Source organism: Bacillus bingmayongensis (assembly GCF_000299035.1).
GTDB lineage: Bacteria > Bacillota > Bacilli > Bacillales > Bacillaceae_G > Bacillus_A > Bacillus_A bingmayongensis.
The window spans coordinates 723,334-744,671 of sequence record NZ_JH921518.1 but is presented as its reverse complement, the minus strand read 5'-3'; the positions used below and the strand labels follow the sequence as shown (position 1 = coordinate 744,671).

Sequence of the window (21,338 nt, the reverse complement as noted above, 5' to 3'; positions counted from 1 at the left end):
GGGGATATGGACATGACCTTAAAGAAAAAATTAGGAATGGGGATTACATCGGCAATTATGGGAGCGGCATTAATTGGAGGAGGAACATATGCGTACTTTAGCGATAAAGAAGTCACAAATAATACATTTGCGGCAGGTACGCTTGATTTAACTGCAAATCCGACAGCAATTATTAATGTTAATAATATTAAGCCTGGTGATACAATCATTCGCGATTTTGAATTAGTAAATAGCGGGACATTAGATATTGAAAAAGTTTTATTACACTCAGAATATAGCGTGAAAGATGCGAAAAGTGATAATACTGAAGATTTTGGTGACCATATTAAAGTAACGATTTTAAGAAATATGGATAAGGGACATGCGATTATAAAAGAAAAGAAATTATCTCAATTAATAGGAAAACCATCGGTACCAGTTAATGATGATGCACTTTCTGAGGTATTAGATGAGAAGGGAATTAAAGCGGGAAACAAGGATACATTTAAAGTGAAATTTGAGTTTGTAGATAATGGGAAAAATCAAAATCAGTTCCAAGGAGATACGCTTGAGTTGAAATGGACATTTGATGCACAGCAAACAAAAGGTGAGGAAAGATAAAAAGCTATCAAAATGATAGCTTTTTTCTTTTTGATAGATATAAGAGATAAAGTGAATGAAAAATGATATAGCTTTTTCTTTTCATTTAAATACAACTTCATTATAATGAATATATAAGTTCTTCATAAAGAACGTGAAATGCACGTAATGGGAGAGGGTATAATGTCAAAAGCTTCAAAGAGGATAAAAGCGATGCTCATATTACCATGTATGTGTTCAGGTGCTTTTTATATGGGCTCTCAAATTGTTACTCATACGGAAGCTGCTTTTGTAAAAGAACAAAAGGTTCAAGCTGTTATTTCCGCGGCACCTGTATTTCCGAAAACAATAGATGTATTAAAAAACGATGCTCAGCAGCATGAACAATCTATTTTACATGCATATGATGAGATGAATAAAGAACTAGAAATCAATTCTGTAGAAGCTCTTGAAAAAAAGCTGAACTTATGGAAACAACAACGTGAAAAGATTGTTCCTGAGCGTGAAGCATTGCAAAACATATACGTAGAGATTGAAAGTTATTATAACCAATTAGTAGAACGTGAAAAGGATCGTAATTTAGAATCCAATCAGCAAATCATTCATTCTACACAAACTGGTTTAGAGTTTATTAAGAAAATTTGTGAGAATGTAGACAAGCAAGTAAACTTGCAAAAAATAGATGAACAAATTCAAGGATTCCAAAAGCAAATAGATGATGAAAAGGAAAAGCAAAAGCTAAGTGAGCAGGCGAAAGAAGTAGAAAAGCCAGCAGAACAAATAGTACCGCCTGAAAAGAAAGAAGAAATAGCAACTGTAGAAGAAACGAATCAACATAATCAGCTGAAAGAGGAGAATCATCCAAAAGAAACAGAAACGGGAAATCCACCTAAGGACCAATCTAAGGAACAATCTACAAAAGTAGCACAGTAGCTATTCGCGGACAGTAACACTTCCATATTAAAATTCAGTAGGAGTACTGTCCGTAAAAGCCTGATTGGTGATGGGAATTTTGAACCCTTCATTGAATAAAGTTTCACTTCATACTAGCGGAAGAACCTGCTGCCAATTGTAGGGATCCTTCATTATAAAGGGTTTATTATTTTGAAAATTCTGTAAAATATTGAGAAATAAAGTAATATTATTTTTGGTTGCAATTACACTCTTATGTTCTTTATAATGAACATAAGGTGGTTTTTTAAAGAACAGAGAAATTTAAGGGGTATTGTACATACATTGGCCGTAGAAAAATAATAGTCATTCTATTAGTTATACCTCTTATCCTACATTAAGAGATAACAATAAAAAACAGCTAGGGGGAATTTAAAGTGAGTTTAAAGAAAAAATTAGGTATGGGAGTCGCTTCAGCAGCATTGGGATTATCTTTAATCGGTGGAGGAACATTCGCTTACTTTAGTGACAAAGAAGTATCGAACAATACGTTTGCAGCGGGTACATTAGATCTTACTTTAGACCCTAAAACAATTGTAGATATTAAGGACCTTAAACCAGGGGATACTGTTAAGAAAGAGTTCTTATTAAAGAACAGCGGCACATTAGCAATTAAAGATGTTAAATTAGCAACGAAGTATACGGTAACAGATGCTAAAGGTGATAATGCTGGGGAAGATTTTGCTGAGCACATTAAAGTTAATTTCATTTGGAACTGGGATACACAAAGTGAGCCAGTATATGAAACAACATTAGCAGAGTTACAAAAGGCAGATCCAGACCTTTTAGCAAAAGATATCTTTGCTCCAGAGTGGGGTGAAGAGGGCGGTTTACAACCAGGAACTGAAGACTATCTATGGGTACAATTTGAGTTTGTAGACAATAAAGCAGATCAAAATAAATTCCAAGGCGATGCATTAAACTTAGAATGGACATTTAATGCAAACCAAACTGAAGGCGAAGAGAAATAACTAATAAAGAAATAACACACAAAAAAGCGGGGATTCCCCGCTTTTTTTGTAAATAAAAAAAGAGTGCTCCCCAGTATGCACTCCTTCTTGTTTATATTATTTCTGGTTTTTCTTCCATTTTGTAAACTCTAGAAATTCACGGAATTGCTCTTTTGAGACACCAGAGTTCATTGCTTCTTTGACGAGATGTGTCCATTCCGAATCTAATTGGTTTTCAGATGTTGTTTCATCGTGGAGGAGCGTGTCAACTGGTATCTGTAGAACATTTGCGATTTTTTCAAGAAATTGAATGGAAGGGTTCTTTTGTAAATTTCGTTCAATAGAGCTGATGTAAGACTTTGCGACACCAGCTTTTTCAGCAAGTTCTGTTAAAGAAATCCCTCTTTGCAAACGAAGGCGTTTTATACGTTCTCCTATCATCTTTGCGCACCTTTCTGTAAGTATGTAGTCGGCTTATGATGTCATTAGTATAACACAAATTTCGTTAAAAAGAACGCCTCTGCTAGTTTCCAGTAGGTTGGTTCATGCGTTGGAAAAAGTGTTCGATATCTTGAATAGCGATTCCCGCATCTAAAGCTTCGAGCATTAAGTCAATCCAATCCTGATCTAGCGTATCTGCCTTGTCTTTGTACAAAATGTATTCCTCCCTAATGTTCAATTGTCATGTCATGAATCGTACAAAATAAACAATCATTTAAACACATTATAATATTTTGAAAAGTTAATTTGGTAAAAATAATGTTAATTTATTGTATATTTTGTAGGTAAAACCAATGAAGAAGTTACTGTTTTGTCATTCTATAAAGAAATTGTAATAGTTTTATAGAAATTTATCAATATCTTCAGAAATAACTGACATATTGAGAAACATTTTTATAAATAACATGGAATTTTTACAAAAATATTACGAATTTTACAAAATAACGCAAAATAAAACAAATTATTGAAAAATTACTGAATTTTTATTATTATCTAAATATTAGTACATATTCTTATTAGGGGAGGAAATGGGATGAAAAAGAAACCATTCAAAGTGCTATCAACACTTGCGGTAGCAGCTGTTCTTGGTTGTTCGTTTGGGGTAGGTAGTCAATCTGTTTATGCAGAAACACCTGTAAAAAAAGTAGCAACAAGCCCAATTGATGATCATTTAATTCCAGAAGAGCGTTTAGCTGAAGCGCTGAAAAAACGAGGAGTAATTGATTCATCCGCTTCAAAAGAAGAAACAAAGAAAGCTGTCGAAAAGTATGTAGAGAAAAAGAAGGGTGACAAGCCTGGAAAAGAAGAAACAACTGGGGATTCTGTTACAAAAGAAGCATCTGATTTCTTGAAGAAAGTTAAGGATGCAAAGACAGATACAAAGGAAAAATTAGAAAAACCAGCAAATGGAAATGGGAATGGGGCGGTTCCTGCTAAAGGCGCATTAAATGGTAAAGTGCCAACGACTCCTGCAAAAGCAAAAGAGTATAACGGGGAAGTTCGTAAAGATAAAGTACTTGTATTGCTTGTAGAATATGATGATTTCAAACATAACAATATTGATAAAGAACCTGGTTATATGTATTCTAGTGATTTTAATCAAGAACATTATCAAAAAATGTTATTTGGTGACGAGCCGTTTCAATTAGAAGATGGGACAAGCATTGAAACATTTAAAAAATATTATGAGGAACAATCTGGCGGTAGCTATACAGTAGATGGAACAGTTACAAAGTGGTTAACAGTTCCAGGTAAAGCGGCTGATTACGGTGCAGATGCTGGAGACGGCCATGATAATAAAGGCCCATTAGGACCTCGTGACCTAATTAAGGATGCGTTAAAAGCAGCGGTAGATAGCGGTCTTGATTTATCAGAATTTGATCAATTTGATCAATATGATGTAAATGGTGATGGCAATCAAAATCAAGCAGATGGTTTGATTGATCATTTAATGGTTATCCATGCTGGTGTTGGACAAGAAGCTGGCGGCGGTAAATTAGGTGACGATGCGATTTGGTCACACCGCTGGACAATTGGTCAAAAACCATTCCCGATTGATGGTACACAAGCAAAAGTTCCATATTGGGGCGGTAAAATGGCAGCATTCGACTACACAATTGAACCAGAAGACGGAGCAGTTGGTGTATTCGCACATGAATATGGTCATGATTTAGGTCTTCCAGATGAGTATGACACAAAATATTCTGGCGGCGGTGAACCAGTTCAGTCATGGTCTATTATGAGTGGCGGTAGCTGGGCAGGTAACATTGCTGGAACGACGCCAACAAGTTTCTCTCCGCAAAACAAGGAGTTCTTCCAAAAAACAATTGGTGGAAACTGGGCAAACATTGTGGAAGTAGATTATGATAAGTTAAACCGAGGAATTGGTTATGCAACATACTTAGATCAAAGTGTAACAAAAACCGCTCGACCAGGTATGATTCGTGTCAACCTACCAGAGAAAGAGGTAAAAGGAATTGAGCCTGCATTTGGTAAGAAGTACTACTATAGTACAAAAGGCGATGATTTACATACTACATTAGAAACGCCTTTATTTGATTTAACAAATGCAACAAATGCAAAATTTGATTACAAATCGTTGTATGAAATTGAAACAGATTATGATTTCTTAGAAGTACATGCGGTAGCAGAAGATGGATCAAAAACATTAATCGATACAATCGGTAATAAAAATGTAAAAGATGGTGCAGATACAACGCTTGGACAATGGGTAGACAAATCGTATGATTTAAGCCAATTTAAAGGTAAAAAAGTGAAGCTAGTATTTGAATATGTAACTGATGGTGGTTTAGCATTAAATGGCTTTACGCTTGATAATGCAGCATTAACAGTAGATGGTAATGTTGTATTCTCTGATGATGCAGAAGGCGATACGCAGTTTAAGTTAGACGGCTTTGTTGTTTCAAATGGAATTGAGAAGAAGGATCATAACTACTATGTAGAGTGGAGAAACTATGCTGGTGCTGATGAAGCATTAAAATTTGCTCGTGGTCCAGTATATAACACAGGTATGGTTGTATGGTATGCAGATTCAAGCTATACAGATAACTGGGTTGGCGTACATCCAGGATACGGATTCCTTGGTGTAGTTGATTCTCATCCTGAAGCAATTGCAGGAACTTTAAATGGTAAGCCAACATTTAAAGATAGCACACGTTATCAAATTGCTGATGCAGCATTCTCATTCGATCAAACACCAGCTTGGAAAGTTGTATCACCAACTCGTGGAACATTTGAATACAATGGATTACCAGGTGTTGCGAAATTCGATGATTCTAAAGCTTATATTAACAAACAAATTCCAGATGCAGGACGTATCTTACCGAAACTTGGTCTGAAATTTGAAGTAGTTGGTCAAGCTGATGATAAATCTGCAGGTGCAGTTCGCTTATATCGTTAATTATGAAGAAGCTGTTGAAGGTTTTCCTTTCAACAGCTTTTTTTTGAGCAAATGTATTATATATGAAATACAAACTCATATATAATGAAACTTTAAGAATAGAAAAACTTTTTCTTTTAGGTGGGGGAGAGCATCTGGTCATGCGTAGAAGAGGAGAATTCCTCTTCCTGCCCCATGCCGAGTTAAAATAAAGAGAGAAAATGAGTGCAGGTCACCTTTTGTTTTTCGTAACAGTGACTTATATGTTGAAAAATCAATATAAACATAGAAGGTGGGAATAGTAGATGAATATCACTTCTATTGTGAACGAGCAAAAATCATATTTTTCTAAAGGTCATACAAGAAATATAGAAGAAAGAAAGCAACATTTAAAAAGATTATATGAAGGGATTCAGCGTTTTGAGTCTGATATTTTTCAAGCGTTAAAATTAGATTTAAATAAATCAGATCATGAATCATTTACGACAGAGGTTGGATACGCATTAAAGGAAATTTCATTTTTAATGAAACATCTTTCTTCATTGAGTAAGCCAAAGCACGTTCGTACAGCACTTACACATGTTGGTTCGAAAGGGAAAGTAGTTCCAGAGCCCTATGGTGTTACCCTTGTAATGGCTCCGTGGAATTATCCATTCCAACTTGCGATTGCACCTCTTGTAGGGGCTTTAGCGGCTGGAAACACAGTTGTTTTAAAACCGTCGGAATTAACCCCTAATGTCTCGAATCTTCTTGCTACAATGTTAAGAGAATTATTTCCGATAGAACTGGTTGCGGTTGTTGAAGGCGGTATTGATGAGAGTACAGCGCTGTTAAAAGAGCCGTTTGATTATATTTTTTTCACAGGCAGCGTTGGAGTGGGGAAAATTGTCATGGAAGCAGCGGCTAAAAGATTGATACCTCTTACGTTAGAGCTTGGCGGGAAAAGCCCATGTATTGTGCATGATGATGCAAAATTAGAAATAGCAGCAAGGCGCATTGTTTGGGGAAAATTCTTAAATGCGGGACAAACGTGTGTTGCACCGGATTATATTTATGTTCATTCTTCTGTAAAAGAACAGTTTATTGAAGCGTTACGAATTGAAATTAAAAATCAATATGGAGAAAAACCACTGCAAAATGAAAATTATGTTCGGATTGTCAGTAAACGTCATTTTGAAAGGTTATGTTCTTTTTTACAAGATGGAAAGGTTGAAATTGGTGGGAAATATAATGAAGAAACTCTGCATATTGAGCCAAGTGTTGTAACGAATATTACATGGCAGGATTCCATTATGGAAGATGAAATTTTTGGCCCGATTTTGCCGATTATAGAGTATGAGAAAATAGAGGATATCATTGAAAGTATTCAACGACAACCTAAATCATTAGCTTTATATATATTTTCAGAGAATAAAGAAATTCAAAAACAAGTTACAAGTAATATTTCATATGGCGGTGGCTGTATAAATGACGTTGTGTATCATCTTGCTACGCCATATTTACCCTTTGGCGGCGTTGGAAGTAGCGGATTAGGAAGTTATCATGGAAAACAAAGTTTTCACACATTTTCGCACTATAAAAGCATTTTGTCTCAATCTACAGTATTTGATATGAAAATTCGTTATTCTTCTACAAAAAGTGCTTTAAAATTTATACGAAAGTTGTTAAAATGATGATGGTGTTTATCAGTAGGCGTAGCCGTATGATAAAAACCCCTTCTCGCCTGAAGGGGTTTTTCTGTTCGACATATGTATCATGCAAAAATGAATCAAACATACTACATAAAGAATAGAAGAGGACGCTGTTAAACAATCATTTTTGTTTGGATCGAAACAAAAAATATAGAAAACTAATATTTATTCATGAATATAAAGAGTGAAAATTTGAGGTAGATAGGACGGGAAAATGAAAAAGATTATTAAAGTTGAAGCGGTAGAAAAACATTTTGGAGATCAAGTGATTATTCCACCTCTTTCTTTAGATATTAAAGAAGGAGAATTTTTAACGATTCTTGGACCTAGTGGTTGTGGTAAAACAACGTTACTTCGTATGATTGCAGGTTTTGAAACCCCTACAAAGGGTAATCTTTTACTTGATGAGGAAAGAATCAATGATTTACCACCTTATAAGCGTCATATGAACTTAGTGTTCCAGCACTATGCATTATTTCCACATATGACGGTGGAGAAAAATATTTGTTTTGGTATGAAGATGCAAAAAGTATCAACAGCGGAACAAAAAGAACGTGCAGAAGAAGCGATGCGTTTAACGCAGTTACTAGAATTCCGTAATCGTAAGCCTGCAAAACTTTCTGGTGGACAACAGCAGCGTGTTGCAATTGCAAGAGCAATCGTAAATAATCCACGTGTGTTATTGCTAGATGAGCCACTTGGGGCACTTGATTTTAAATTAAGAAAAGATTTGCAACGCGAATTGAAAAATTTACAGCGTAATTTAGGAATTACGTTTATCTATGTAACGCATGACCAAGAAGAAGCGATGAGCATGAGTGATCGCATTGTTGTTATGAATAAAGGGCATATCGAGCAAATCGGAACGCCAAAAGAAATTTATAATGAACCGAAAACATTGTTTGTTGCGACATTCATTGGTGAAAATAATATTATTAAAAATGGGGAAAACTACGTAGCAGTTCGCCCTGAAAATGTGAAAATACGTTCGGTTGAACAACCAATTTTAAAAGAATACCATCTTGGACATATTGAAGATATTGAATTTGTGGGAAATATGGAAAAGCTGTATGTACGTGATGAAAAAACATCTGAACTATTAATGACGTATCAAACTGCAGAAGAAGCAGCGCAGTGGAGTATCGGTGATAATGTATATGTAGGCTGGGAACAAGAGGATGAGGTGACCTTAAATTGAAAAAAGGGAAACTACTCGCATTACCTACAGTTACATGGCTCTTAATCTTCTTTTTATTTCCGCTTTTATTCGTATTAGCATTTGCGTTCTTGCAGCGCGGGGCATACGGAACAGTGGAAATGCAATTTACCTTAGATAATATATCTCGTGTGTTTGATCCCTTGTATATGAATACATTATGGGAAACAGTGAAAATCGCAGTGATTACAACAGTACTTTGTTTACTCATTGGTTACCCATTTGCATATACAATTACAATTGTTGATCGTAAATATCGTTCGATTTTACTATTATTGGCAACGATTCCGTTTTGGATTAACTTTCTTGTGCGCTCGTATGCATGGATTGTTATTTTACGTTCACAAGGGCTTGTAAATACAGTATTACTAAAGTTAGGCATTATTAATGAGCCACTAAATTTATTGTATAATACACCATCTGTTGTATTAGGAATGGTATATTCTTTACTGCCGTTTATGATTTTACCAGTGTACGCAGCTATTGAGCAGCTTGATAAACGTAAGTTAGAAGCTGCATATGATTTAGGGGCAACACCGATGAAAGCATTTTGGCATGTAACATTGCCAATGACAATGTCAGGGGTTGCTACTGGTTCGATTTTAGTATTTGTTTCATCTATTGGAATGTTTGTTGTATCAGACGTTATGGGTGGATCGAAAGTAGCATTAATCGGGAACGTTATTCAAAACCAATTCTTAGGTGCACGTGATTGGCCATTTGGATCAGCGTTATCAATTATTGTCGTGCTGTTCTCTGTTCTGTTAATTTACTTATATTATCGTGTAACGAAAGTATATAAATACGGAAACGGAGGGGAATAGACAAAGATGAAGAAGTTTTTAGTTTCTTATTCTTGGTTAATTTTATTGTTCTTGTATTTTCCAATGATGGTTCTCATGGTATATTCTTTTAACAATTCTCGTATTAACGCAGAATGGGAAGGATTTACATTCCATTGGTATACAGATCTATTTCAAAAGCAAGATGTTATTGATGCATTTATAAATAGTATTACAATTGCGATTGTGACGACAGTTGTGACGACAGTTCTTGGTGTGATTTTCGCTGTTGCATTACATCGTTATAAATATCGTTTTGAAGGGGCAATTAATGGCCTGGTATATTTACCGATTTTAATTCCTGATATTTTAATGGGATTATCTTTACTTATTTTATTTAGTCAAATTGGAATGGAACTTGGACAAGTTACCATTATTATTGCGCACATTACATTTAGTATTTCATTTGTTGTTGTGATTTTAGCAGCACGTCTTTCTGGTATGGGACGTGATTTAGAAGAAGCCGCGAATGATTTAGGAGCAACTCCGTGGCAAACGTTTCGTTACGTAACGCTTCCTGGAATTGCACCTGGTGTTATTTCTGCAGCATTATTAACATTCACATTATCAATCGATGACTTTGTGATTAGTTTCTTCGTGTCTGGTCCAGGATCAACAACATTGCCATTATATATTTATAGTATGGTAAAACGTGGTGTAACACCTGAAATTAATGCTCTTTCTACAATATTAATTGTTGTGATTGTTGGATTAATGATCGCATCAGAACTATTCCGTAATAAAGGTGCAGATGGTGAAGAAAACTCTGGGGGACATCTTCCATTATAAGAAAGTAAATGAATTACAAAGAACAAGGAGGTAATGATTCGATGAAATGGATGAAAACAATAGCTGGTGCAGCGCTTAGCTTCAGCCTTGTTGCCGGTGTACTTGCTGGTTGTGGTGAAAAGAAAGAAGAGCTAAATATTTATAGCTGGGCTGATAACTTTGATGAGCAAGTGTTAAAGGATTTTGAAAAAAAATATAACGTGAAAATTAACTATGATAAATACGCAAGTAATGAAGAGATGCTTGCGAAATTACAAGCTGGCGGTGCAAAATATGATTTGATTCAACCGTCGGACTACATGGTTAAAACGATGGCAAAAATGGATTTACTAGAGCCATTGGATAAAAAGAACATTCCAAATGTAAACAATCTTGTTTCCAATTTTAAAACACCTGCATTTGATCCAGAGAATAAATATTCGCTTGTATATACTTGGGGTGTAACAGGAATTGCTTACAATAAAAAGCATGTAAAAGAAGTACCAACAAGTTGGAGCGACTTATGGAATGAGAAATATAAAGGCCATGTTACTTTATTAAATGATTCTCGTGAAGTATTAGGAATGGGTCTGAAAAAGAACGGATTTTCAAACAGCACACAAAATGATGCGGAGTTAAAAACAGCAGCTACTGACTTGCAAAAATTACTTCCTAACTTACTAGCATTTGATACAGATAATATTAAACAAAAATTTATTACAGAGGACGCTTGGATTGGAACAGTTTGGTCTGGAGATGCAGCGTTCATTGCAAAAGATAATAAAGATGTAGAGTATGTCGTTCCAAAAGAAGGCGGTACAATTTGGGCGGATACATTAGCAATTCCAAAAGGTGCGAAAAATAAAGAACTTGCAGAGAAGTTTATGAACTATTTAATGGATGAAAAAGTAAGTGTGAAAAACTATGAATCCATTGGATATAGTAACCCAAATGAAAAAGCATGGGAACTTCACAGTAAAGAGTATCGTGAAAACCACATGATTTTCTTATCGCAAGACGAATTAAATCGTACAGAGTGGCTTGTTGATGTAGACAATAAATTAAAAGAGTATGATCGTTATTGGACAGAGTTAAAAACAAAAGGGAAATAAGTATATAAATTGAAAAACCAACAAAAAGCCTAATCTTTTAGGTGGGAGAGAGGGGCCGGCTGAGCATAGAAGCGGTCAGTGCCTTTTTTCGCCCCATGCTGCGTGAAAACAGAAGTAGAAAATGAGTGGAAAGCTCCTTTTATTTTCATGGCTGCGATTTATATGTTGAAAATTACATTGGATATATAATAAAAATGCGGTTTCTGAATAGAAATCGCATTTTTTCATAGTGGGAGGAAAAAATTGAAAAAGAAATTACATCGATATGAGCTTTTTTGTATGATTTTATTATTCGCTGCATTTGCTCTCATTGCTTGGAAGGTACAAGCTGGAGGTGCGACAGCAATTGATGAATATGTAAAAGGGCTTGTAAGGGGATTACAAACAGAAAGCTCGCTTGCGTTTTTTTCATATTTTACGAAGATGGGATCTGCAATTGGGATTATTAGCACGCTTAGTCTTAGTCTTCTCGCTTTTTGGAAGAAACGTTACTATGTAGCGATGGTTGTTTATCCGACGGCTGTGTTAATAACGCATCTTGTGAATAAAGGAATAAAAGAAATTGCGAAAAGAGATCGTCCGAGCTTAAATGAAGCGCTTGATGCCCTTGGATACAGTTTTCCAAGTGGACATGCTATGCTATCCATTATTACGTATGGATTCCTTGCTTATATTATTGCTGCAAACGTAAAAAATGTGGCTGGGAAAGTTGTTATTACGCTTACTATGGCACTATTCATCATATGGATTGGATTAAGTAGGATTATTTTATCTGTACATTATCCGACTGATATTTTAGCTGGTTATTGTTTAAGTGGTATTTTATTAATTATGGCTATTTATTTTCATCGCTTACTTTCAGAGTGGCTTGGAGCGAACCAAGAGAGATAAGAAATGTCCGGAAAAGCCTAGATTACTGGTTTTTTCGGATGCTTTTTTATGGTGTTTCATAATTGATTATGCCCGGATGTGCTAAAATATAGAGGGATTCACTAATTATATAAAGTAGGTGAAGATGTGTGAAGACAAATGTACATAAAATAGATAAATGGGGGGAACTAGGTACTTTTCTTTATCAATCTCGCTATACAGTCATAGTTGCATTAGTCGTATTAGCAATAGCACTCGGTATTTTTGCACCAAAACTTCCAGGAGTATTAGGAGGCGATGGTTTTCAAACAAAAGGAGATTATCAAAAGACAAAAGCAATTTTAGATAAAGATTTTAAACAGTCTCAAGATACGCTCCTTCTTGTTTTTCAGAAGAATAAAGGGATTTCAAACGAAACCTTTCAAAAACGAATAGAAGAAATTATAACAAACATTCAAACGAAAGAAACGTATGATTCATTTCATCACCCGTTAGAAAATAAAGAGATGCTGCAAGACGATATTGCATATGCGACGATTTTATTTTCCGGGAAAACAAGTAAAGAACGGAATGAAAAGACATTACAATTTGCAAAAGAAATAAAAAAGGAAAGTAACGATACTTTGAAAGTATCACCAACAGGTTTTCCAAAGATTAATGAAGAAATTAATGAGCGAACACAAAATGATTTGAAAGTAGCAGAAATGATTGGATTGCCAATTGCCTTTCTTGTATTACTATTTTCATTCGGTAGTTTGCTTGCATCGATCTTGCCGATTGTAAATGGGGCGCTTAGTGTGCTTAGTACGATGGGAATTTTATATTTTATCGGTATAGATAAAGAGTTATCTATTTTTGTATTAAATGTTGCACCTATGATCGGGCTTGCTTTGTCAATTGATTTTGCACTGTTATTTGTGAACCGATTTCGTGAGGAAGTGGCACATCGGACAGTAAAAGAGGCAATAGCTGTCACATATCAAACAGCGGGACGTGCCATTGTATTTTCCGGATTATGTGTATTTGTTGGTTTATCCGGTTTATTTTTCTTTGAAATTGATTATATTCAGTCTGTTGCAATTAGCGGGATGATTGTTGTTGTAATGAGTATATTATTTTCACTGACACTTCTTCCCGCATTGTTATCGTTAATAGGGAAGCGATTATTGAAAAAAAATCCAACTGCACCTCGCACTTCAAAACTGTGGCGTAAGTTCGCTCAATTTGTTATGAAGCATCCTATTATGATGATTATCGTTGTTACAATGTTTATTATTGTCTGTTTGTTACCGCTTCGCACCGCTAACCTTCAATTTCCCGGTGAAGAAGCATTGCCGGAGAAAAGTGATACACGAATTGCATATGAAAGATATGAAGAGTCATTCAACAAAATTGTAAAAACACATGCCGATGTTACAGTAGTACTAGAGACGAAAAGTAATATCATAGAGAAAGAAAGTTTACAGAAGATAGAAGATGTTGTTCAAAAGCTGAAAAAAGATAAGCATGTATATAAGGTGAAAAGTCTATATGATGAGCTAAATGGTATGAAACCTGAACAGCTCGCTACATTGTTACAATCCCCACAGCGTACGCAAGTGGAACCTGTACTTGAAGCATATACAAAAGGAAACAAAACAACCCTTCAAATTTTCTTGGATACAAAGCCTAAAGCAGAGACTGCAAAGCAATGGGTGCGTGATTTTAAAGACACGTATAGAGATGATAGTATTACGTATTATTTGGGTGGTATGACAACATTTCAACAAGAGCTAGAGGATGAAATTAAAGATAAAGTTGTGATTGGGATGTCTGTTATATTCGGTTCCACTTTCTTTATTTTGCTATTTGCATTCCGTTCTATACTTATTCCAATTAAGGCTATCGTGATGAATGTACTTAGTTTAAGTGCAACCATTGGTATTGTTATTTGGCTATTTGAGGGTGGACATTTTGGATTGGAAGAAAGCTCAGTTTTATTCGTGTTACCAATCTTTATATTCGGCCTTGTATTCGGTTTAAGTATGGATTATGAAGTATTTCTTATTTCTCGTATCCATGAATTGTATGAAGAGACAGGAGATAATGATAAGGCAACGTTAGAAGGACTTGTATCAACGAGTCGTATTATTACATCAGCTGCTCTTATTATGATTGTTGTAACAGGAGCATTCGCATTTACTGATATTTTACCAGTAAAGCAGATGGGACTTGGTGTGGCACTTGCTATTTTTCTTGATGCAACGATTATTAGGCTCATGCTTGTACCAAGTTTAATGAAAATGTTCGGAGATTGGAACTGGTGGCTGCCGTTTCGAAAGAAAGAAGTAAAATCATCGGATTGAAAAAGCGCTCACCTTGTAGAGAGGCCATTGAAAAACGGAAGTTTTTCAATGGCCTTTTTTAATCCACCATTCTTTCCATATATGTTCATTTTGATTTACTGGCACATTAATCACGGCTATGAACATAAAAGCGGATCTCTTCTCTCTCCCAAAAAGAAAAGTTTTTTAGCAGTTTCGCTTATAGATGAGTGCTTTTTTATGAATAGCATTACCCTCTTTTTGCAAATAGTATGTGGTAAGAACAATACATATAAAAGCAGGTGAAGACAATGTTTCGCTATTTTAAATTTAAGTTAAATGATACTGTACAGTTTGCAGAAAATGATGGGCACATGTATCGCATTGTCGGCTATAGGCTAGAAAAAGGGTTTTATCCAAAAGATGAATGGACTCATATTATTTACGAATTACTGAGGGAATTTGATGGGTATACAATGGATGCTGAAGAAGAGGAACTTGTGAAAGTAATTCAAGTGGAGGAAGAATATTATAAAATACATGAGATGTCTGGTTATCGATACCCAGTGAAAATGAAAGCAAAGCCACAAGTTTCTAAGGAAGAAACGATAGATGATTTATTGGATGCTTACAACGACTATAAGCGATTAGCAGACTTCTTTAAAGATTTATCTTATGAGCAAAAAGCAGAAGAAACGTTACAAGAAATTAAGAAATTACGTGCTTAGAAGGCAGTCTATTATGTGGACTGTCTTTTGCGTTAAACAATGCATAATGAATCAATTTCCGTTACAATAGTAGAATAAATAGAAATAAGGTGGATCAAGCATGGAAATGAAAAGAAAGGGAGAATGGTGCGAAATTACGGTTCCTGCTAAATGGAGCGGTATCAGCATTGATTCTTTGCTAAAAGAAGAATGGGGCGTCCCAAAAAAACTATTACACAGGCTTCGTATGGAAAAAGGTATTATTGTCAATGGAGAACGAAAACGATGGAGTGAATCTTTACAAGAAGGGGATAAACTGCAAGTTCATATGTTTATCCAGGAAGAGTATGGTGTTCAGCCGGAGTTCGGTGATTTAGAAGTGATATTTGAAGACGATCATGTATTAATTGTAAATAAACCTGCGCATATGGATACGCATCCTTCTAGCAAAGATGAAACAGGAACACTTGCGAACCTCGTTGCTTTTCATTTACAAATGCAAGGTGTAGAGACGAAAGTACGTCATGTTCATCGATTAGATAAAGACACAACGGGTGGTGTTGTATTTGCGAAACATGGGATAGCAGGTGCTATTATGGATCGGTTATTAATGGAGCGTAAAATTAAGAGAACATATTTAGCATTGGTGGAAGGGAAAGTGAAAAAGAAGCAAGGAGTGATTGATGCAGCGATTGGAAGAGATCGACATCATGCAACAAGACGCCGCGTTTCTTTAAAAGGTGATCAAGCGGTAACGCATTACCGAGTAGAGAAATATTTTAAGAATCAAGATGTAACGCTTGTAACATTACAATTAGAGACAGGAAGAACACATCAAATTCGTGTTCATATGAGTCATAGTGGCCATCCGCTAATTGGTGATATGTTATATGGTGGGCAAGCTACATATATGTCAAGTCAAGCTTTACATGCTATGCGGATTGCTTTTTTACACCCAATTACAAAAGAAGAGATAACAGTAGAGGTGCCACTTCCTAATCATTTAAATAACATCATGGAATCTTTTAAAATGTCGAACAAGTAAAGTTTTTCTGTTTAGTTGAGAAATATATTTTATGCAGGAAATTTTTTGTGGAAATCGAAGCCGTAAATAGAAAAGAGAGGTGAAGATTACTTGGTAAGATATAAATATATTATAGGTATATTTTTTGCTTGCTTTCTATTTACGTTGTTTCTATATCCATATTTACCGAATTATCTAGCGGTGCACTGGAATCACAATGGTGAACCGAATGAATATGCAAGGAAACAAGTTGTTGCGTTATTTATTCCTTGTCTTATAATTTTTTTTCATGGTCTGTTGTATATAATTTCACATTACGTATATAAGTTTAATGAGAACGACCACAATATTGCGATGAGATTTAAAGAGAATGTATCTCTATTTTTATTATTTATTCATATGCTTATTCTTGCTATTGGCACTGGAATAGATATACCATTTCAAACTGGTCTTATAATAGGAATTAGTGCGTTTCTTTTTATGGTTAGTAAAGGATTTAAAAAAGGAAGAAAAAAAGAAGAGGAGCCGATTGTGTTACAGAAAATACGCTTGTTTAGTCAGCGTATTTTTCAATACATGTCACTTATCATATTAATTTGTTTGTTCCTGAAACTACAATGGGGATTTTATCTACTAATTGGTGTAATTAGTTTTGGAGCTATCTCTTTTATGTTTTGTATTTTGTATTCATATATACTAGAAAATTATGAAACATAAAAAGGAGTCTTCCATAACAGGAGACTCCTTTTATGTAAATCTATTTTGACGTTCCAACATATAAGTCATGGCTATGAAAACCAAAAGGAGACCTGCACTCATTGTCTACTTTTGGTTTCACATGGCCTGATCGCTTCTATCCAAGGTCGGATGCTCTTTCCCGCCTAAAAAGAAAGGTTTTGATTTATATACTTACTTCGTAATAAATTGTTGTGTCCAGTAGTTTCCATTTTCTACATGGCCAACACCGATGTGAGTATAACCGTTATTTAAAATATTTGCACGGTGACCTTCACTATTCATCCAAGCTTGTACAACTTCTTCTGGTGTACGTTGGCCTTGTGCGATATTTTCACCTGCAGATTTATAAGAAATACCAAACTTCTTCATCATATCGAATGGAGATCCGTATGTTGGGCTATTATGATCGAAGTAGTTATTTTTTTGCATATCTTCAGATTTAGCGCGTGCAACTTTACTTAATTCAGCGTCAACTTTTAATGCTGGTAAGCCTTGTTTTGTACGCTCAGCGTTTGTTAATTCAACAACGCGTTGTTCAAATTCGCTTAAAGAACCTTTTGATTCTTCAGCAGGCTTATTTTCAGCCGGTTTTTGTGTTTCGTTGTTGTTATTGTTGTTTTCAGCTGGTTTTTGTGCTTCTGGTTTAGCAGTTTCTTCAGTAGGCTTGTTTTCAGCTGGTTTTTGCTCTACAGGTTTCGTAGTTTCTGGTTTAGCTGTCTCTGTAGGTACAGTTGGTTGCTGACCAGGAATGAAGCAGTTACCTTGTTGGCCTTGTACTTGATTCCATTGTGCTAGAGATTGAATTCCCATAGATTGTAAGAAAGATTGTAATTCTTGTTGATTCATATGTTGCATAAAGACTTTAGCTTGCTGAACATTTTGAACCTTTATTGTAGATGGTTGTACTGTTGATGCTTCTGCATTAAGAGTAGATGCTCCGAATGTAAATGCAGTTGCTGCTGCTACAGATAATAAAACACGTTTTTTCATGAGATGTGTCCCCCTATGTAAAAGTTTTTTAACTGTTCTCACACAGATTTATTTTTGACAGCCTGTCTGACTGACAAATTCATCGTAGCATACAAATTGACGGAAAAAAGATGGAAAAAAATACATAGACTATAAAATTTCCTATTTTATCCTAGATTTAAATATGAGGTAGAATGAGAGGAAACTAGATTGTAAAAGGAAATTTCAGCATTTTCTGCCTTGCTTATTAAAGGGTTGTTTTGGTTATAATTACCTATTAAAGAAAGATAGAAATCATTCATATCAAGGGTTTCTATCTTTTTTTGAGGAATATAATGGATGATTTTTTACGAAACTGTAATCTTTTTGTTGTTCTTTTTTTACAGACGGTAACATATTTTTAATCTTGTAGCGAATAAAAAAACGGCTATCTCTTTACATAGAAGAAGGAGATAGCCGTTTTCACATTGTTACATATATTACGATTTCGATTCAACTGCTTCTAATAATAGATCTACAATATGAATGCCTCTCATTTTATGGGAAAGTTTTTCCCGTTCAATGCCGAGTTTCATTTGTAGTAAGCACCCTGGATTTGCAGTGACAATGGTTGTTGCATCTGTTTCATGAACACGCTCCATTTTGTAGTCCAAGAATTCCATGGATAATTCAGAGTGTACAATATTGTAAATACCAGCAGAACCACAGCAACGATCTGCTTCTTTCATTTCACGATATGTCACACCTTGAATGGCTTGCAGCAGCATACGTGGCTGAGAAGATGTCCGCATAACATTACGTAAGTGACAAGAATCTTGATACGTAATAATTTGCGGGGAAAGACGTAAATCAGTTCGTTTATGAAAATTTAATTCTACTAAAATAGCAGTGATATCTTTTATTTTCGCGACAAATTGTTTTGCGCGTTCTGCCCATTCAGGGTCATCTTTTAATAAGTAGTCATAATCTACGAGATACGCGCCGCAACCACCGGCGTTTGTAATAATATAATCAATTTTCAAATCTTCAAAGGCTTGGATGTTTCGTTTTGCAAGCTCTTTTGCGCCGCTTTTTTCTCCAGCATGACCATGCAGTGCCCCGCAACAACTTTGTTCTTTTGGAATCACAATATCACAGCCAGCAAGCTGAAGGAGCTTCATTGTAGCATTATTTGTTTCCAAAAACATAGTGTCCATTAAACAACCAGTAAAGAAAGCAACACGCTTTTTCTTTGTTGTTTCAGCTGGTAAAAACTCAGGACGGTTTTTCATTTCTTTCATCTTCGGTATTTTTGGTAAGACGAGATCCATTGTTGCAAGTGTGTCAGGGAATAACTTCATAATGCCTGTTTTATGTGTTAACGTTTGTAAGCCAGAGCGCTGGTAAAAACCGATTAGTCCTGTTAATGTTCGCATGCGATTTTGATGAGGGAATAACCCTTCAAATACAATTTTGCGAACAGCTTTGACTGGCATAGAGAATTTTTTATTTTGATTAATAATATCCCGTGCCTCTTCTAATAAATGTCCGTAGTTTACGCCAGATGGACAAACAGGTTCACAAGCGCGGCAGCCAAGACAAACATTTAATGTGTTTTCAACATCTTCATCCGGTTCAATTAAGCCGTCAACAACGCCCTTCATTAAAGCGATACGACCGCGGGGAGAATGAGACTCTTTATATCCAGATTGAATATAGGTAGGACAAGTTGGCAGACAAAACCCACATCGCATACAATTTAATAATTCATCTTCATTCAGACGTTCTTTAAATTCTTTTTGAATCTTTTCCTTATTTAATGTTGTCATTTTTCTACCACCACTCTTTTACGAGAGTCCTTGGCAAACATTTTTCCAGGATTCATAATGTTATGTGGATCGAAAGCTTGCTTAATACCTTTCATAGCAGCGATGCCTTCTTTTCCTAATTTCAACTCTAAATAAGGGGCTTTCATGGCACCAACGCCGTGTTCACCTGTAATGGTACCACCAAGTTCAATTGCTTTTTCGAAGATTTCTGCAAAGGCTTGTTCAGCACGGTGCATTTCTTCTGCATTACGAGCATCGGTCATACATGTTGGATGTAAGTTTCCATCACCAGCATGCCCAAATGTACAAATAGAAATATCATATTTTTTAGCGATGGCATTAATTGCTTCAACCATAGGAGCAATTTGAGAACGTGGTACAGTAGCATCTTCTAAAATTGTAGTAGGTTTCAGTCTTGCTAAAGCAGAGAGTGCGCTGCGGCGTGCTGTGCGAAGTGCATCTGCTTCAGTTTCGTCCTTTGCAACACGAACATCAACCGCATGCATAGAACGACAAACTTCAGCCATTTTTTCAATATCGCGGTTAACAACTTCAGGAGAACCGTCTTGTTCGATTAGGAGAATTGCTTTTACATCTGTTGGTAAACCAATTTGTGCAAATTCTTCTACTACTTCAATAGTTGGCTGATCTAAAAATTCAAGTGTTGCTGGAATGACTTTATTGGAAATAATTGCTGATACAGCACGAGCAGCTTCATTAATATCTTGATATAATGCAAGCATTGTTTTCTTTGTTTCAGGCATTGGAACAAGTTTTAAAATGGCTTCTGTTACAACACCAAGTGTGCCTTCAGAGCCGATGAATAGACGAGTTAAATCATAGCCAGCTACATCTTTTGCTAATTTACCACCTGTACGAATGATATCACCATTTGGCAAGACAATCTCAAGGCCCATCACATAATCTCGTGTTACACCGTATTTTAAGCCACGTAAGCCGCCGGAATTTTCATTGATATTCCCACCGATAGTAGAAATTTTCATTGAGCTTGGGTCTGGTGGATAAAATAGTCCTTTTTCTTCGACAGCTTTAATAATATCAAGCGTAATGACACCGGCTTGCACGGTAATTGTTAAGTTTTCTTCATCTATTTCTAAAATATGATTCATATGGCGGAAGATCAAAACAACTCCGCCTTCAAGTGGACATGTTCCTGCGCAAAGGTTTGTTCCAGAGCCACGAACGTAAACTGGAACTTTATGAGCATTACATACTTTTAATATTTCAGCTACTTCGTCCGTATTGCGTGGTGCGACAACCGCATCGGGCATTGCTTGGAAATTTGGAGTTGCATCGTAACTATACGTTAAACGTCCCATGTTGGACGTATCTACATTATCTTTGCCAACAATAGATACGAATGAATCAATAATATGTTGTTCTAACATT

Annotated in this window: 19 protein-coding genes; 14 read left to right on the top strand and 5 right to left on the bottom strand. The window is 35.7% G+C overall.

Annotated elements, in window-relative coordinates; all coding sequences use genetic code 11:
* The first annotated feature begins 12 nt into the window (after positions 1-12).
* The 3 genes from Y7E_RS0118425 to calY all read left to right on the top strand — a co-directional run bounded on the left by Y7E_RS0118425 (position 13) and on the right by calY (position 2,501).
* Positions 13-600 carry a TasA family protein gene (locus Y7E_RS0118425; protein WP_017152736.1) on the top strand — a complete coding sequence of 196 codons (588 nt, stop codon included), beginning with the start codon at positions 13-15 and terminating at the stop codon, positions 598-600.
* A gap of 162 nt (positions 601-762) precedes the next feature.
* Complete coding sequence (locus Y7E_RS0118420; RefSeq protein ID WP_017152735.1) at positions 763-1,512, top strand: DUF4047 domain-containing protein; 750 nt, start codon at positions 763-765, stop codon at positions 1,510-1,512.
* A gap of 395 nt (positions 1,513-1,907) precedes the next feature.
* Positions 1,908-2,501, top strand: a complete 594-nt coding sequence (calY, locus tag Y7E_RS0118415; protein ID WP_017152734.1) for a biofilm matrix protein CalY — start codon at positions 1,908-1,910, stop codon at positions 2,499-2,501.
* Between the two features lie 96 nt (positions 2,502-2,597).
* On the opposite strand, the gene Y7E_RS0118410 is transcribed toward calY, so the two are convergent.
* The gene (locus Y7E_RS0118410; RefSeq protein ID WP_017152733.1) at positions 2,598-2,921 is read right to left on the bottom strand and encodes a helix-turn-helix domain-containing protein; all 324 of its coding nucleotides are present in this window, start codon (positions 2,919-2,921) and stop codon (positions 2,598-2,600) included.
* A gap of 82 nt (positions 2,922-3,003) precedes the next feature.
* On the bottom strand, positions 3,004-3,135 hold the full coding sequence (locus Y7E_RS0118405; protein WP_017152732.1) for an anti-repressor SinI family protein: 132 nt from the start codon (positions 3,133-3,135) through the stop codon (positions 3,004-3,006).
* A 378-nt stretch (positions 3,136-3,513) separates the two neighbouring features.
* On the opposite strand from Y7E_RS0118405, the gene Y7E_RS0118400 reads away from it, so the two are divergent.
* The 11 genes from Y7E_RS0118400 (at position 3,514) to Y7E_RS0118340 (ending at position 17,130) form a co-directional block, all read left to right on the top strand.
* Entirely contained in the window at positions 3,514-5,901 is a 2,388-nt protein-coding gene (locus Y7E_RS0118400) for an immune inhibitor A domain-containing protein (RefSeq protein ID WP_017152731.1), read from the top strand.
* A 284-nt stretch (positions 5,902-6,185) separates the two neighbouring features.
* Positions 6,186-7,553, top strand: a complete 1,368-nt coding sequence (locus Y7E_RS0118395) for an aldehyde dehydrogenase (protein WP_017152730.1) — start codon at positions 6,186-6,188, stop codon at positions 7,551-7,553.
* A 232-nt stretch (positions 7,554-7,785) separates the two neighbouring features.
* Entirely contained in the window at positions 7,786-8,769 is a 984-nt protein-coding gene (gene potA / locus Y7E_RS0118390) for a spermidine/putrescine ABC transporter ATP-binding protein PotA (protein ID WP_017152729.1), read from the top strand.
* Entirely contained in the window at positions 8,766-9,611 is an 846-nt protein-coding gene (locus Y7E_RS0118385) for an ABC transporter permease (RefSeq protein ID WP_017152728.1), read from the top strand. Before potA ends, Y7E_RS0118385 begins: the two co-directional genes overlap by 4 nt.
* A gap of 6 nt (positions 9,612-9,617) precedes the next feature.
* Positions 9,618-10,418 carry an ABC transporter permease gene (locus Y7E_RS0118380; RefSeq protein ID WP_017152727.1) on the top strand — a complete coding sequence of 267 codons (801 nt, stop codon included), beginning with the start codon at positions 9,618-9,620 and terminating at the stop codon, positions 10,416-10,418.
* 41 nt (positions 10,419-10,459) lie between these two features.
* Positions 10,460-11,509, top strand: a complete 1,050-nt coding sequence (locus Y7E_RS0118375; RefSeq protein WP_017152726.1) for a polyamine ABC transporter substrate-binding protein — start codon at positions 10,460-10,462, stop codon at positions 11,507-11,509.
* Between the two features lie 243 nt (positions 11,510-11,752).
* Positions 11,753-12,400: a phosphatase PAP2 family protein gene (locus Y7E_RS0118365; protein ID WP_017152725.1), complete on the top strand. Its 648-nt coding sequence runs from the start codon at positions 11,753-11,755 to the stop codon at positions 12,398-12,400.
* 128 nt (positions 12,401-12,528) lie between these two features.
* Entirely contained in the window at positions 12,529-14,724 is a 2,196-nt protein-coding gene (locus tag Y7E_RS0118360; protein ID WP_017152724.1) for an MMPL family transporter, read from the top strand.
* Positions 14,725-14,993: 269 nt separating this feature from the next.
* Positions 14,994-15,410 (top strand): hypothetical protein, encoded by a 417-nt coding sequence (locus Y7E_RS0118350; RefSeq protein WP_017152723.1) that lies wholly within the window; start codon positions 14,994-14,996, stop codon positions 15,408-15,410.
* A 100-nt stretch (positions 15,411-15,510) separates the two neighbouring features.
* Complete coding sequence (locus Y7E_RS0118345; protein ID WP_017152722.1) at positions 15,511-16,434, top strand: RluA family pseudouridine synthase; 924 nt, start codon at positions 15,511-15,513, stop codon at positions 16,432-16,434.
* Positions 16,435-16,524: 90 nt separating this feature from the next.
* Positions 16,525-17,130 carry a DUF1648 domain-containing protein gene (locus Y7E_RS0118340; RefSeq protein WP_017152721.1) on the top strand — a complete coding sequence of 202 codons (606 nt, stop codon included), beginning with the start codon at positions 16,525-16,527 and terminating at the stop codon, positions 17,128-17,130.
* A gap of 192 nt (positions 17,131-17,322) precedes the next feature.
* Here Y7E_RS0118340 and Y7E_RS0118335 read toward each other — a convergent pair whose 3' ends face one another.
* The 3 genes from Y7E_RS0118335 to glcD form a co-directional block, all read right to left on the bottom strand.
* On the bottom strand, positions 17,323-18,141 hold the full coding sequence (locus tag Y7E_RS0118335; RefSeq protein WP_017152720.1) for a CAP domain-containing protein: 819 nt from the start codon (positions 18,139-18,141) through the stop codon (positions 17,323-17,325).
* Positions 18,142-18,599: 458 nt separating this feature from the next.
* Positions 18,600-19,928: a (Fe-S)-binding protein gene (locus tag Y7E_RS0118330; protein WP_017152719.1), complete on the bottom strand. Its 1,329-nt coding sequence runs from the start codon at positions 19,926-19,928 to the stop codon at positions 18,600-18,602.
* Positions 19,925-21,337 (bottom strand): glycolate oxidase subunit GlcD, encoded by a 1,413-nt coding sequence (glcD, locus tag Y7E_RS0118325; protein WP_017152718.1) that lies wholly within the window; start codon positions 21,335-21,337, stop codon positions 19,925-19,927. The genes Y7E_RS0118330 and glcD overlap by 4 nt, the downstream gene beginning before the upstream one ends.
* Position 21,338: the final 1 nt, after the last annotated feature.

What these genes read in the sequence shown, in the direction of transcription:
- Y7E_RS0118425 (WP_017152736.1), top strand. Translation starts at nt 13, where the DNA reads ATGACCTTAAAGAAAAAATTAGGAATGGGGATTACATCGGCAATTATG.
- Y7E_RS0118420 (WP_017152735.1), top strand. Translation starts at nt 763, where the DNA reads ATGTCAAAAGCTTCAAAGAGGATAAAAGCGATGCTCATATTACCATGT.
- Y7E_RS0118410 (WP_017152733.1), bottom strand. Translation starts at nt 2,921, where the DNA reads ATGATAGGAGAACGTATAAAACGCCTTCGTTTGCAAAGAGGGATTTCT.
- Y7E_RS0118400 (WP_017152731.1), top strand. Translation starts at nt 3,514, where the DNA reads ATGAAAAAGAAACCATTCAAAGTGCTATCAACACTTGCGGTAGCAGCT.
- Y7E_RS0118395 (WP_017152730.1), top strand. Translation starts at nt 6,186, where the DNA reads ATGAATATCACTTCTATTGTGAACGAGCAAAAATCATATTTTTCTAAA.
- potA (WP_017152729.1), top strand. Translation starts at nt 7,786, where the DNA reads ATGAAAAAGATTATTAAAGTTGAAGCGGTAGAAAAACATTTTGGAGAT.
- Y7E_RS0118380 (WP_017152727.1), top strand. Translation starts at nt 9,618, where the DNA reads ATGAAGAAGTTTTTAGTTTCTTATTCTTGGTTAATTTTATTGTTCTTG.
- Y7E_RS0118375 (WP_017152726.1), top strand. Translation starts at nt 10,460, where the DNA reads ATGAAATGGATGAAAACAATAGCTGGTGCAGCGCTTAGCTTCAGCCTT.
- Y7E_RS0118350 (WP_017152723.1), top strand. Translation starts at nt 14,994, where the DNA reads ATGTTTCGCTATTTTAAATTTAAGTTAAATGATACTGTACAGTTTGCA.
- Y7E_RS0118345 (WP_017152722.1), top strand. Translation starts at nt 15,511, where the DNA reads ATGGAAATGAAAAGAAAGGGAGAATGGTGCGAAATTACGGTTCCTGCT.
- Y7E_RS0118335 (WP_017152720.1), bottom strand. Translation starts at nt 18,141, where the DNA reads ATGAAAAAACGTGTTTTATTATCTGTAGCAGCAGCAACTGCATTTACA.
- Y7E_RS0118330 (WP_017152719.1), bottom strand. Translation starts at nt 19,928, where the DNA reads ATGACAACATTAAATAAGGAAAAGATTCAAAAAGAATTTAAAGAACGT.
- glcD (WP_017152718.1), bottom strand. Translation starts at nt 21,337, where the DNA reads ATGTTAGAACAACATATTATTGATTCATTCGTATCTATTGTTGGCAAA.